This is a genomic window from Modestobacter sp. VKM Ac-2985 (assembly GCF_026967925.1).
Lineage (GTDB): Bacteria > Actinomycetota > Actinomycetes > Mycobacteriales > Geodermatophilaceae > Modestobacter.
Genome location: NZ_JAPVBI010000001.1, coordinates 701,651 through 715,463, shown reverse-complemented (window position 1 = coordinate 715,463; position 13,813 = coordinate 701,651). Strand labels below are relative to the sequence as shown.

Below are 13,813 nucleotides of genomic sequence, written 5' to 3'. Positions count from 1 at the left end.
CGGCCCGCTCAGGAGGCGACGGCCACCGGTTGCTCGAGGACCGCGGTGAGGAGCGCGTGCAGCTTCTCCAGCAGGGCGACGTCCCGCAGCGGCGTGCGCCGGTCCGGGCCCACCGGCACCTTGATCGACACGGTGCGGACGGCGTCCTTGTAGGTGGCGCCCTCGGCGAGCCGGGACAGCTTCATCACCTGGGACTCGCGCAGCTCCACCGGGCCGACCCGGACGTTGCGGCCCTGCATGGACACCTCGGTGACCCCGAGGTGGCGCATGGCCGCGCGGAACCGGGCCACCGCCAGCAGGTTGAGCACCGGGGCCGGGGGCGCGCCGTAGCGGTCGGTGAGCTCGTCGAGCACCGCCTGCGCCTGGTCGTCGTCCTGGACGGAGGCCACCTTGCGGTAGGCCTCCATCCGCAGCCGTTCGCCGGGCACGTAGTCGTGCGGCAGGTGCGCGTCGACCGGCAGGTCGACCCGGACCTCCGCCGGCTCCACGGCCGGGGACTCCCCCGTCGCCTGGGCCCGGTAGTCGCTGACCGCCTCGCCGACGAGGCGGACGTAGAGGTCGAAGCCGACCCCGGCGATGTGCCCGGACTGCTCGCCGCCGAGCAGGTTGCCCGAGCCGCGGATCTCCAGGTCCTTCATCGCCACCGCCATGCCGGCCCCGAGGTCGGTGTTGTGCGCGATGGTGGTCAGCCGGTCGACGGAGGTCTCGGTGAGCGGCCGGGACGGGTCGTAGGTGAAGTAGGCGTAGGCCCGCTCCCGGCCCCGGCCGACCCGGCCGCGGATCTGGTGCAGCTGGGAGAGGCCGAAGGTGTCGGCCCGGTCCACGATCAGGGTGTTGGCGTTGGGGATGTCCAGCCCGGACTCGACGATCGTGGTGGCGACCAGGACGTCGTACTCCTTCTCCCAGAAGCCGACCATGATCCGTTCGAGCTCGTGCTCCTTCATCTGGCCGTGGCCGACCGCCACCCGGGCCTCGGGCACCAGGTTCCGGATCTTCGCCGCCGCCTTGTCGATCGACTGCACCCGGTTGTGGATCACGAACACCTGGCCGTCGCGGAGCAGCTCGCGGCGGATCGCGGCGGCCATCTGCTTGTCCTCCCAGGCGCCGACGTAGGTCAGCACCGGGTGCCGCTCCTCCGGCGGGGTGAGGATCGTCGACATCTCGCGGATGCCGGTGAGGCTCATCTCCAGGGTGCGCGGGATGGGGGTGGCCGACATCGACAGCACGTCGACCGCCGTCCGCACGCCCTTCAGGTACTCCTTGTGCTCGACGCCGAAGCGCTGCTCCTCGTCCACGATGACCAGCCCCAGGTCCTTGAACCGGGTGGTGGGCTGCAGCAGCCGGTGGGTGCCGACCAGGACGTCGATCTCGCCGTCGGCCAGCTTGCGCAGCACCTCGTCGGACTCGGTCTTCGACTGGAACCGGGACAGCACCGCGACGGTCACCGGGAACTGCGCGAACCGCTCGGAGAAGGTCTTGAAGTGCTGGTTGGCCAGCAGCGTCGTCGGCACCAGGACGCCGACCTGCTTGCCGTCCTGCACCGCCTTGAACGCCGCCCGCACCGCGATCTCGGTCTTCCCGTAGCCGACGTCACCGCAGATGATCCGGTCCATCGGCACCGGCTGGGCCATGTCCGCCTTGACCTCGTCGATCGCCGCCAGCTGGTCGGGCGTCTCGGTGAAGGGGAAGGCGTCCTCCAGTTCGCGCTGCCAGACGGTGTCCGGCCCGAAGGCGTGGCCCTTGGACGCCATCCGCGCCGAGTACAGCCGGATGAGCTCCGCGGCGATCTGCTTGACCGCCTTGCGGGCCTGGTTCTTCGTCTTCTGCCAGTCGGCACCGCCGAGCTTGGACAGCGCCGGCGCCTCACCACCGACGTAGCGGGTCAGCTGGTCGAGGGAGTCGGTGGGGACGAACAGCCGGTCCGGTGGCTGGTTCCGCTTGCCCGGCGCGTACTCGACGATCAGGTAGTCGCGCTGCCCGCCGTGCACGGTGCGGCTGACCATCTCCACGTAGCGGCCGACGCCGTGCTGCTCGTGCACCACCAGGTCACCCGGCTGCAGCTGCACCAGGTCCACGGCGTTGCGCCGGCGGGCCGGCATCTTGGTGGCGTCCTTCATCGAGGTGCCGCGCTGGCCGGTGAGGTCGCCCTCGGTGACCAGCGCCAGGCCCACGGCCGGGAAGGTGAAGCCGGCCTCCAGGTTGCCCTGGGTGATCAGCGTCGGCCCCGCCGTCGGCGCGGTATCGATGCCGGGGACCAGCCGGGCACCCAGGTCGGCCTCGGTGAGCTGGTCGGCCGCGCGCTGGGCCGGGCCGGGCCCGGCGAAGGTGAGCGCGACCCGCCAGCCGTCGCGGCCCCAGCTCCGCAGCTGGTCGAAGGCGCGCGCCTGGTCGCCGTGGAAGCGCTCGACGCCGGTGGCGTCCAGGGTGACGTGCTGGTCGTCGTCGTCCGGGGAGAGGGTGAAGGCGCCCGTCGTCCACCAGGGCAGGCTCCGCGCCCGGGCGGCGTCCTGGACGTCGGCGAGGTCCCGGAAGGAGGAGGCACCCAGGTCGATCGGTGCCTGGCCGGCCTCGGCCGCGGTCTGCCAGGAGGCGGCGAGGAACTCCTCGGCGGTGCGCACCAGGTCCGCCGACCGGCTGCGCACCCGCTCGGGGTCGCAGACCAGCACGTGGGTGCCCGGTGCCACCAGGTCGGTCAGCAGCTGCATCTGGTGACCACCGATGAGCGCCGGGATCAGCGACTCCATGCCCTCCACGGCGATGCCCTCGGCGAGCTTGCCGGTCACCTCGGCCAGCTCCGGGTGGTCGACCCCCAGCTGGACGGCGCGGGCCCGGACGTCGGCGGTGAGCAGCAGCTCCCGGCACGGCGCGGCCCACAGTCGGTCGGGCCGCTCGTCCAGCGACCGCTGGTCGGCGGCGGAGAAGTACCGCAGCTCGTCGACCTCGTCACCCCAGAACTCCACCCGCACCGGGTGCGGCTCGGTGGGCGGGAAGACGTCGAGCAGGCCACCGCGGACGGCGAACTCCCCGCGCTTCTCGACCAGCTCGACCCGGGTGTAGGCGGCGTCGGACAGCGCCTGGGAGACCACGTCGAGGTCGGCGCTCTGGCCCGGCGCCAGCTCCACCGGCACCAGGTCGCCCAGCCCGGGGGCCAGCGGCTGCAGCACGCTGCGCACGGGAGCGACGAGGACGTCGACGGTGCCGTTCTCGCCGGGGTGGGCCAGGTCGCGCAGCACGGCCAGCCGGCGGCCGACGGTGTCGGGGCGGGGGCTGAGCCGCTCGTGCGGCAGCGTCTCCCAGGCGGGGAAGACCTCCACCCGCCGGTCGGGGAGGAAGCAGCGCAGCACCGTCGCCAGCGCGTCGGCGTCCCGCTCCCCCGCGGTGACCACCAGCACCGGCACGCCGGCCCCGGGCGCCGGGGCCGCCAGCGCCGCCGCCACCAGCGGCTGGACCGGCGGTGGGGCGGTGACGGTCAGGTCGGCCGTGCCGGCCCTCGCCACCACCGAGGCCACACCGGCGTCGGACAGGACGACGTCGAGCACGCCGCGCAAGCTCACGGGGGTCACTCCAGTTCGTGGGGCCGCACCGTCCCGCGGAGAGCGGGGCGCGCCGGGTGCGCGCGGGGGCCGTCGTCCAGGTTAGTCCGGCGTCCCTGTGCCCGCCCCGGAGACGATCGGCCTGCTCGGTCCGGCCGGCACCGGGGTGCGGTGACCCGGCGCGCGGGCCCTGCCCAGCGAACGGGAGAACCGGTGGGACGGGGCCTCGACGAACCGGTGGAAGAGCTCGGCGGCACCGAACGCGAGCACCAGCAGCGGCACCGCTGCGGCACCCCAGACCGCCACCGAGGGACCGCCGAGCAGCAGTGCCGCCGCGACCACGAACGGTTCGTGCACCAGGTACAGGCTGAACGAGCGGCTGCCCAGCCACTGGGCGGGGCGCCGGGACAGCAGCCGGCGCACGCCGGGGCTGCCGACGGCCAGCACGACGAGCGCGGTGACCGCGAGCAGGCTGACCACGTGCAGCAGCACCGGCACGGCGGCCGGGACCGCCGCCGGGTCGACGTAGGTGGGGCTGACCATCGCGACGGCGGAGGCGCTGCCGAGGAGCCCCCACACCAGCGTCGGGTGCCGGCCGGCCTCGACCCGGGCGGCTGCCCCGATCAGCCGGTCGAGCACCTGCGCCAGCACCACGCCGATGGCGAAGACGGGCAGGTAGGTCAGCAGGCCCTGGGTCACCGCGGCGAGCGGGAGCAGCCGGCCGGCCACGTCGGTGCGCCCCAGCGCGGAGCACAGCGCCAACACGACCACCGCCGTCGGCCACCAGCGCCCGACCCGGACCCGGGTGACGGCCAGGACCGCCAGCGGCAACAGCAGGGAGAACCAGATCTCCCAGCGCAGTGACCACAGCGGGCTGTTCAGGTGGGAGTTGCCCAGCAGCAGGGTCACGTCGTACTGCAGCGCCCGAGCCGTCACCGGGGTGTGCGCGGCGATCCAGCTGCTCTCGGCCGTCACGTCCCGGGGCACCAGGGCCACCAGTGCGAGCGCGAGACCGAGGGAGGCCCAGACCGGGAGGTAGAGGCGAGCGAGTCGGCGGGGGTACCAGGTGCGCCACTCCGGCGCGGAGGCACCGCGCGCCACCGGGAGGGTCAGCACGAGCCCACTGAGCACGAAGAAGACCAGCACCGCCTCCTCGCCGGACCAGATCACCCGCAGCGGGGTCCGGTACAGCCACCAGGTGACCGAGTACGGGTCCGGGGAGGCCGGTTCCCCGTCGGGGACGTACAGCCGGGAGATCGCCGGGACCACCATCAGCAGGTGGGTGAGGACCACCACGAGCGCCGCCACGCCGCGCAGGCCGTCCAGCCCGGGCTGCCGGCCCGACGCCGCGGGCGGCGGGGCGGTCCGGCCCCGCCACGTCGCGGTGGACATCGGGTCAGCCGTCCCGGTCAGCGGGCGTCGGCGGTGACGGCGACCCGGCCAGCGGGCCCGCCGGTGATCACCGCGAGCGCCTCCCGGAGGACCGTGCTCGAGGTGTGCACGGTGTAGGGGAAGTAGTGCACCCGGACCCCGACGGCGGCGAAGTCCCGTTCCAGCCGGATCCCCTTGGGCGTCCCCCGCCAGTCGTCACCCTTGAAGATCACGTCGAAGCGGACCTGCTCCCAGGTGTCGACCTTGTCCGGCAGGACCTCGGGGTGCACCTGGTCGACGAACCGGATGTTGCCGACGATCTCCATCCGCTCGGCCAGCGGGATCACCGGGAGCCGGCCCTTGGACCGCAGCAGCATCTCGTCGGAGACGACCCCGGCGATGAGGTGGTCGCAGTGCTCCGCCGCGTGCCGCAGCAGGTTCAGGTGCCCGACGTGGAAGAGGTCGTAGGCCCCCGGTGCGTAGCCGATCACGGTCATGTGGTGCTCCTCTGCTGTGTCCGCCACGGGCGACGCTAGGCGCTCTCCGTCACGCACCGTGCTGATCAACGGACGGGTTCACTCTTGTGAGCAGGCGATCCGCTCGATCGGGCAGCGCGGTCAGCGCCGCGGCCGATGACGGTGCGTGACTGCTGGTCAGCGCCTGCCGTCGACGGCGACCGGGGTACCGACCGCCGCCGCGATGTCCCGGACTGCGGCACCGATCAGCTCCGCCGCCCGGGCGTGGTCCTTCGCGGAACGGCCGTGGGGGTCGGCGATGTCGTCGTCCCGGCCGGCAGGACGGCGGCTGCGGACCCGGGGTGCCGCCTGGCCGAGCGCCCGCAGGCGCTCGGCCCCGGTCGTGCCGCCGCTCTCGGCCGGGACGACGTCCCGCGCGAGGCCGACCAGCTCGGCGAACTCCAGCAGCGTGAACGTCCGCCGCACCGCACTCGGCACGGCGGTCACCACCGAGCGCCGCTGGTCCCGGGTCATCGTCAGGACCAGGTCGGCATCGCGGACGAGGTCCCGCGTCAGCTGCCGGGCGGTGAAGCCCTCCAGCGGCGCATCGACGAGTGCGGCCATCCGGGCGTCCACCGGCTCCCCCGCGCGCGCGTGCACGCCCGCACTGCTCACCCGCACGCCACTGGCCGGACGGAAGGCACCGCGCAGCAGCGCCTCGGCCACCGGGGACCGGCAGATGTTGGCCGTGCACACCACCAGCACGGTGAGCTCGGGCACGGGAGCGGTCACGGTCGCTCGCCGACGCCGGCGTGGCCGTCCGCGCGGGCCCCGACGGGCATCCGGGGCAGCGGGGACGGGGCCGTGTCGGCACCGACCTCCGCCACCGGGCGGGCGGGCGCCCACTGCAGGGCCGCCGGGGTCTCGTACGTGTAGGCCGACTCGTCCCGGCGGACCTGGTTCAGCACCACGCCCAGCGTCCGCCCCCCGAGACGATCGAGGCCGGTCAGCGTCTCGGTGAGCTGGTGCCGGCGGACCCGGGTGACGTTGGCGACCACGAGGGTCCCGTCGACGACCCGCGACAGGATCGCCGCGTCGGCGACCGGCAGGACCGGCGCGGTGTCCAGGACCACGTGGTCGTACTCCCCCCGCAGCCGAGCCAGCAGCGCGGCCATCGCCGGGCTGCCCAGCAGCTCGCTCGGGTTCGGCGGCAACGCACCGGCGGTGAGCACGTGCAGGCCGGCCGCCCCCCACTCCTGGACCACGTCGGCCGGCTCAGCCTCGCCGACCAGGACCGTGGTGAGCCCGGCGGCCCCCTCCAGACCGAGCACGGTGGCGACCGAGGGCCGACGGAGGTCGGCGTCCACCAGGAGCACCCGGCCGGTCTCGGCCAGCGCGACGGCGAGGTTGGCGGCGACCGTGGACTTGCCCTCGGCCGCGAGCGAGGAGGTCACCGACACCACCTGTGCGCCCGTCGCACCCTCGTCGTCCCGGGACAGCCCCAGGAAGCGCAGGTTGGTCCGCAGCTGACGGAAGGACTCGGCCGCCGTGCCGTGCGGTTCGAGCTCGACGACCACCGGCCGGTCCGCGGACCGGGGCAGCACCCCGATCGAGCCGACGACGGGCAGCGGCGTCAGGGTGGCCAGCGTCTCCGCGTCGCGGACCCGGGTGTCGGACAGCTCGCGCAGTGCCACCAGCCCGAGGCCCGCCAGCAGACCCAGCAGCAGCCCCGCCGCCAGGTCGACCACCAGGTCGGGGGACGCCTGCCCGGAGGGGACCTCGGCCGGGGCGACCGTGGTGGCCTGCACGGTCGGGTCGCCGTCGGCGTCCTCGGGGGCGAGCTCCTCGACGGTGCGGGACAGGCTCTCCGCGACGGCGTTCGCGATCCGGGCGCTCTGTTCGGCGGAGACGTCGGTGACCGAGACCTCGACGAGGACCGTGTCCAGCGGGGCGCTTGCGGTGATCCGGGTGGCCAGCGCCTGGGCGCTGACGTCGAGGCCGAGCTCCTCGACGACCGGCGTCAGCACGACCGGCGTCGTCGCCAGCGTGGCGAAGGACTCGACCTGGTTCTGCGTGTACGTCGAGCCCTGGACGAGGTCGGCGGCCGAGTTGCCGTACTGGAGGGAGAAGAAGGTGCCGGCGGTCGCCTGGTAGGTGGGGGTCGCCAGGAGCGTGGCACCCAGTCCCCCCACCAGGCCGGCGAGCACGGCTCCGGCCAGCCACCGCCAGCGCCTCTGCAGGACCCCCATCGGTCCGCGGCCTCTCATCGACTGTTCCTCCTCGTGGTGCTCCGACCGGGCGCCGTGGCCGGTCCCTCCCGAGGGGGACGACCCGCGCCGACGCTCCCGGCCTCTCGAGTGTGTTGCCTCTCCACCGCCGCCGTGGGGCCCGGCGGACGCCGACCACCCGATGGGGTCATGCCCGGCCACCCATCCGCGCCGGAACACCCGCCCCGAGCCGATGACCAGCGAGGATGACGCGACGAAGCCGGAGGGAGACAGACCGTTGGACGTACGCAGCTACCTCGTCGCGGTCCTGGCCCGCTGGCGCTGGATCGTCGGCGCGGGCCTCACCGGGGTCGTCGTCGCCGTGCTGCTCGCCGGGTCCTCGGCGCCCGTCCACCGCTCGACCACCACGCTGTACGTGGGCGCCGCGCAGATCACCGAGGTGACCGATCCCGCCTACGCCGCCCAGGTCACCACCGAGGTGCTGCCGTCCCTGGTCCGGCTCGCCCGGTCCGCTGCGGTGCTGGCCCCGGTCATCGCCGACCTCGAGCTGCCCGGGTCCCCGAGCGCGCTGGCCGAGCGCACCGACGTGGTCGGCGACGCGGACACGTCCGTCCTGGTGATCAGCGTGGACGACGGGTCACCGGCCACGGCCACCCGGATCGCCGCCGCGGTGGCCCGGTCGCTCACCGAGCGTGCCACCGCCCTGTACGCGGACACCGACGGCGACACCCTGGTCCGGCTGGCCACCGTCCAGGAGGCAGCCGCCCTGCCGACCGCGGTCGCACCGGACCACCGGCGCGCCGTGGCCGGCGGCCTGCTGGGCGGCACGGTGCTCGCCGTCCTGCTCGCCGGGGCCGCCGAGCTGACCCGGCCACGCGTGCGCGACGCCCGCGACGTGGCGGCCACGACCGACCGGCCGGTGCTGGCCGAGCTGCGCCGAGCCGGCCGCCGCCGTACCGACGCCCCGGACCGGCGGTCGGCCGTGGACCGGCTGCGCTGGGAGCTGGCCGACGCCCCGGGTCCCGGGGTCGTCCTCGTCGGTGCACCGACCGAGCCCGCGGACGACCTGCGCGCAGCGCTGGCGCCGGCCCCCGCCGCCCGACCGGGCGGCGTGGTCGTCGTGGTGCGCAGCGGCCGGACCACCCGCACGGACCTGCACCGGGCGCTCGCCTCGGCGACCGCGCTCGGGACCCCGGTGCGGGGCGTGGTCGTCGACGACCTCCCCGCGGACCCCACCGGCTGGCGGCAGCGGCTCCGCTCGGCCACCGCTCCCGGCGCGGCCGACCGGCCCGCCTGGCGCACGACCAGTGGGCTCACGGCCCTGCTGGCGGTCCTGCTGGTGGGCGCGAGCCGGCCGCTGCCCGGATCGCTGAGCACCGGGCTGGCGGTGGTCCTCGCCCTCTCCCCGGTCTGGCTCGGAGCGGTCGCCCGCTACCGGGGTGCCCGGTTGCTCGGCGGCCTGACCGGGGTCGCCCTGCTGGCCGGCTGGGTGCTGGCCGGACGGTCCTCGGTCGACCACGACTTCGCGCTGGCCGAGGCCGTGGGCACGACCGCCGTGGTGCTCACCGCAGCCGGCACCGTCGGCCTGCTCCTGTGGGCCCGCACCCTCGTCCCCACCCCCGCTCTCGGCGCGGTGTACGCCCTCGGCCTGCTGGCCGTCGGGGTGCTGACCGGAGCCGGTGCCGAGGAGTTCTACAAGTTCCACGTCGCCCTGCCGCTGACGGTGGCGGTGCTCGCGCTGCTGTCCGCCCGCCCCCGGCCCGGGCCGACGCTCGCCGCCCTGGCGGTGCTGGGTGTCCTGGACGTCCTCAACGACGCCCGCAGTGCCTTCGGCTTCTGCGTGCTGGCCGCGGCGCTCGTGCTGTGGCAGGCCCGCACGGCCTCCCGGTCGCCACGCGAGCGACGGCTGCTGACCCTCGCCCTGCTCCCCGCCCTGGCCTGGGGCGGCTACACCGCCATCACCGAGCTCCTCGTCTCCGGCGCACTCGGCAGCGAGGTCGCCGCCCGGACGAGCACGCAGATCGCGCAGAGCGGCTCGCTGCTGCTGGGCGGCCGGCCGGAGTGGACGGCGACCTGGGCGTTGATGCGCCAGGACTGGTGGGGCTTCGGGCTCGGCACCGTGCCCTCCGCCGGCGACGTGGCGGTGGCCCGCAGCGGCCTCGCGACCACGCGGATCCCCACGGTCGAGGGGTACCTGGAGAACTACCTCCTCGCCGGCCGGTTCGAGCTGCACTCCATCGTGGCCGACCTGTGGTCGAACCTCGGCGTCGCCGGGCTGCTGCTGGGCGCCGCGACGGCGGCGGTGCTGCTGCGCTCGGTCCTCGAGCTGATCGGCCTCGGCCGGGCCTCCGGCCTGGCCTGCTTCCTCGCGCTCACCGCCTTCTGGGACCTCGCGTTCAGCCCGCTCCCGGCCAACGCGCCCTACACGGCGCTCACCCTCGGTCTGCTCCTGGCCCCGGCCGCCGGCTGGGCCGCACGCCCGGCGCCCGGCACCTCCGCGGCGACCTCGGCTCCCGAACCGGCCACCGAGCGGGTCCCGACCCCGACCGGTGCTCCCGCACCTCCACCGGACAGGACGACATGACCGGCACACCCCGCGGCGACCTGACCGTCGGCAGCACCCCCGCGACCGGCGGGCAGCCGGCCGCCCCGCCCGCCCGGCTGGGCCACCGCCCCGAGCTCGACGGCGTCCGGGCCGTGGCGGTGCTGCTCGTGCTGGTCCACCACGTCCTGCAGCCGACCCGGTTCGCCGGCTTCCTCGGGGTGGACGTCTTCTTCGTGCTCAGCGGCTTCCTGATCACCACCCTCCTGGTCGAGGAGCGGCGCCGGTCGGGGCGGATCCGGCTGGGCACCTTCTGGCTGCGCCGGGCCCTGCGGCTGTACCCCGCCCTCCTGCTCCTGCTCGTGGTGTGGGTGCCCGTCTGGGTCTGGCACGAGGGCTCCCTGCTGCACCAGCTGCGCAACGCCGTGGTCGCCGGCAGCTACACCGGCAACCTCTACATGACCTACACCGGGGAGTGGCTCGGCCCCTTAGCGCACACCTGGTCCCTCGCGCTGGAGGAGCAGTACTACCTGGTCTGGCCGCTGGTGCTGGTCGTCGGCGTCAGCACCCTCCGGCGGACCCGCGGACTGCTCGGGCTGGTGCTGGCCGGCACGGCCGTCACGGCTCTGGTGCACCTGGCCGAGTACCGGTTCGGCACCGCCTCGTTCCCGATCGAGTCCACGGCGGTGGGTCTGCTGGCCGGCAGTGCCCTGGCCCTGGTGCTGGTGTCGGCGACCGCTGCCCGCGCCCGCGCCGTCCTGGGCGCCCCGGTGACCGGTCCGGCCGGCGCCCTGCTGCTGCTGGCGGTCCTCCCGGTCTTCTCCCTGACGACCGCGCTGCCGGACGGCGCGTACACCCTGCTCGCGGTGGTCGGCACCGTGCTGCTCGTCGGCGGGCTCGTCGTCCGGCGCGGTGACCGGCTGAACCGTGCCCTGTCGGTCCGCCCGGTCGTCTGGCTGGGCCGGGTCTCCTACGGGGTCTACCTCTGGCACTACCCGCTGGTCCTGCTCGTCGCCGACCTCCGGCCGGACTGGTCGCCCTGGGCCAGGCTGACCGTGGTGCTGGGGCTCTCCGTCCTCGCCGCCGCCGCGAGCCACCGCTGGGTGGAGCAGCCGTTCCTGCGGCTGAAGGACCGGGTCGGCGGTGCGGCCGGCGCTCCCGTGTCCCCGACGCCTGCCCCGGTCGCGCCCGGAGCCCGGGCATGACCCCCCGGGGAGAGCCGGTCCAGGTGCTGGTCGCGGTGCTCACCTACCGCCGGACGGCGCAGCTGGCGGCCCTGCTGCCCCACCTGGTGGCCCAGCTGGAGCAGGTCGACGTCCCCGCCGCGGTGCTGGTGGTCGACAACGACCCGGACGGCGGTGCCGCGACCGTCGCCGACCGGGTCGGACCGCGGGTCCGGTACGTGCACGAGCCGCGTCCGGGGATCGCCGCGGCCCGCAACCGCGCACTGGACGAGGCGGCCGGCGCCGATGCGCTCGTCTTCATCGACGACGACGAGGTGCCCACCCCGGGCTGGCTGTCCGGGCTGGTCCGCGCCTGGCAGGACTGGCGCTGCGCGGCCGTGACCGGGCCGGTCGTCTCCCGCTTCGCCGTCGCACCGGACGCCTGGGTGGCCGCGAGCGGTGCCTTCGACCGGCTGACCCGGGTCACCGGCTCCCGGGTCGCCGGCGCCGCCACCAACAACCTGCTGCTGGACCTCGCCCACGTCCGCGGGCACGGGCTGCGCTTCGACGAGCGCCTGGGCCTGACCGGCGGCGAGGACACCCTGTTCACCCACGCGCTGGTGCGCACCGGCGGCGAGATCCGCTGGGTCGACGAGGCCGAGGTCATCGAACCCGTCCCGGCGGAGCGGGCCACCCGGGCCTGGGTGCTGCGCCGGACCTTCCGGGCCGGCAGTTCGTGGGGACGTGCCCGGGTGACCCTGGCCGCGCCCGGGCAGCACCGGTCGCGGGTCCGCGCCGAACTCGTCGCCCGGGGCGTGCTGCGGTCACTGCAGGCGGCGCTCTCCCTGACCGGCGCGGTCCTGCGCCGCGACGTCGCGGCGCGTTCGCGGGCCACGGTGCGGCTGGTCAGCCACGCCGGCCTGCTGGTCGGGCTGACCGGCTTCGTGTACGGCGAGTACGCGCGCCCGGCCGCTGCCCCCACCGCGGCAGGAGGCTCCGACCGTGGCCACCGCTGAGCCCGCCGCCGTGCTCCCGGCGGACGAGGAGGTGCCCTCACCCGAGGCCGGGCTCGGCCGGCGCGCGGCCCGGGGCGCGGGGGTCACCCTCGCCGGTCAGGCGGTGCGGATCGTCCTGCAGCTCGGCTCGGTGGTCGTGCTCGCCCGGCTGCTGAGCCCGCACGACTACGGGCTGCTCGCCGTGGTGCTCGTCGTCATCGGGATCGGCGAGATCTTCCGCGACCTCGGCCTGTCCACCGCGGCGATCCGGGCGCCGGAGCTGACCCGGGCGCAGCGGGACGGGCTGTTCTGGTGCAACACCGCCGCCGGGGTCGTCCTCGCCCTGCTCACGGTGCTGGCCGCCGGGCCGATCGCGGCGCTGTTCGGGCAGCCCGAGCTCGTGGCGATCACGCAGGTCCTCGCACTGACCTTCGTGGTCAACGGCCTGGCGACCCAGTACCGCGCCGACCTGACCCGCTCCCTGCGCTTCGGCGCCCTCGTCGTCACCGACGTCACCGGCCAGTTCGCCGGCCTGGTCGTCGCGGTGACCGCCGCCGTGCTGGGCGCGGGGTACTGGGCCCTGGTCGCCCAGCAGCTGACCCAGGTCACCGTGGTGCTCGTCGCCGCGGTGGGCGCGGCCCGCTGGCTGCCCCGGGCGCCGCGCCGCGGTGCCGGGCTCGGTCCGTTCCTCCGGCTGGGCGGCAGCCTGATGGGCACCCAGCTCGTGCACTACGCCTCCAACAACCTCGACACGCTGCTGCTGGGGCTGCGCGCCGGGCCCACGTCGCTGGGCCTCTACAACCGCGCGTTCCAGCTGGTCATGACGCCGCTGAACCAGTTGCGCTCCCCCGCCACGACCGTCGCCCTCCCGGTGCTGGCCCGGCTGCAGTCGGACCTGCCGCGGTCCGGTGAGTACCTCAAGCGCAGTCAGCTGGCGATGGGGTACTCCCTGATCGCCGGGATGGCGCTCGCCGCCGGCTGCGCCGTGCCGCTGGTCGAGCTGATGCTGGGCAGCCGGTGGACGGAGGTCGCCCCGGTGTTCGCCCTGCTGGCGATCGCCGGCAGCGCCCAGACGCTGTCCTACGTCGGCTACTGGGTCTACCTCTCCCGCGGGCTGGGCGGCCAGCTGTTCCGGTACACGCTGCTCACCCTGGTGCTCAAGGCGGTGTCGATCGGGATCGGCAGCACCTGGGGCGTGGTCGGCGTCGCCGCCGGCTACTGCGCCGCCGCGCTGCTCGAGTGGCCGCTGTCGCTGTGGTGGCTCTCCCGGATCACCCCCATCCCCCGTCGCGACCTGCTGCTGGGCGCCGCTCGGGTCACGGCGTGCGCCGCCCTCGCGGGCTCGGCCGCCGCCGTGGCGGCCCGGGCCACCGAGGCGCTGCCGGTGGTGGCCACCCTCGCCCTCGGGCTCGTCGCCGGGCTGGCCGGGTACGGGCTGACCGCGCTGGTGCCGCAGGTGCGCGCCGACCTGGCCGGCGTCCTGGCCTGGGGACGGCGGATGGTCGCCCGGCGCGGCTGAACGACCG

The 13,813-nt window shown here is 75.2% G+C and carries 9 protein-coding genes; 4 read left to right on the top strand and 5 right to left on the bottom strand.

Going from position 1 to position 13,813, the window contains the following annotated elements:
- Positions 1–8: 8 nt before the first annotated feature.
- The 5 genes from mfd to O2V61_RS03230 form a co-directional block, all read right to left on the bottom strand.
- Positions 9–3,554 (bottom strand): transcription-repair coupling factor, encoded by a 3,546-nt coding sequence (gene mfd, locus O2V61_RS03250; protein WP_269181897.1) that lies wholly within the window; start codon positions 3,552–3,554, stop codon positions 9–11.
- Between the two features lie 81 nt (positions 3,555–3,635).
- Positions 3,636–4,925: an acyltransferase family protein gene (locus tag O2V61_RS03245; protein WP_269181896.1), complete on the bottom strand. Its 1,290-nt coding sequence runs from the start codon at positions 4,923–4,925 to the stop codon at positions 3,636–3,638.
- A gap of 17 nt (positions 4,926–4,942) precedes the next feature.
- A complete protein-coding gene (locus O2V61_RS03240; RefSeq protein ID WP_269181895.1) occupies positions 4,943–5,401 on the bottom strand; it encodes an adenylyltransferase/cytidyltransferase family protein in 459 nt (152 codons plus the stop codon).
- A 156-nt stretch (positions 5,402–5,557) separates the two neighbouring features.
- Positions 5,558–6,151, bottom strand: coding sequence for an arsenate reductase/protein-tyrosine-phosphatase family protein (locus O2V61_RS03235; protein WP_269181894.1), 594 nt, complete (start codon positions 6,149–6,151; stop codon positions 5,558–5,560).
- Entirely contained in the window at positions 6,148–7,608 is a 1,461-nt protein-coding gene (locus tag O2V61_RS03230) for a polysaccharide biosynthesis tyrosine autokinase (protein WP_269181893.1), read from the bottom strand. Before O2V61_RS03230 ends, O2V61_RS03235 begins: the two co-directional genes overlap by 4 nt.
- 256 nt (positions 7,609–7,864) lie before the next feature.
- On the opposite strand from O2V61_RS03230, the gene O2V61_RS03225 reads away from it, so the two are divergent.
- Genes O2V61_RS03225 through O2V61_RS03210 form a run of 4 tightly spaced genes read left to right on the top strand, consistent with a single transcriptional unit; the run spans position 7,865 to position 13,806 of the window.
- The gene (locus tag O2V61_RS03225) at positions 7,865–10,171 is read left to right on the top strand and encodes a hypothetical protein (protein ID WP_269181892.1); all 2,307 of its coding nucleotides are present in this window, start codon (positions 7,865–7,867) and stop codon (positions 10,169–10,171) included.
- Entirely contained in the window at positions 10,168–11,334 is a 1,167-nt protein-coding gene (locus O2V61_RS03220) for an acyltransferase family protein (protein ID WP_269181891.1), read from the top strand. The genes O2V61_RS03225 and O2V61_RS03220 overlap by 4 nt, the downstream gene beginning before the upstream one ends.
- Positions 11,331–12,308 carry a glycosyltransferase family 2 protein gene (locus O2V61_RS03215; protein WP_269181890.1) on the top strand — a complete coding sequence of 326 codons (978 nt, stop codon included), beginning with the start codon at positions 11,331–11,333 and terminating at the stop codon, positions 12,306–12,308. The genes O2V61_RS03220 and O2V61_RS03215 overlap by 4 nt, the downstream gene beginning before the upstream one ends.
- Positions 12,295–13,806, top strand: a complete 1,512-nt coding sequence (locus tag O2V61_RS03210) for a lipopolysaccharide biosynthesis protein (RefSeq protein WP_269181889.1) — start codon at positions 12,295–12,297, stop codon at positions 13,804–13,806. The genes O2V61_RS03215 and O2V61_RS03210 overlap by 14 nt, the downstream gene beginning before the upstream one ends.
- The last annotated feature ends 7 nt before the right edge of the window (positions 13,807–13,813 follow it).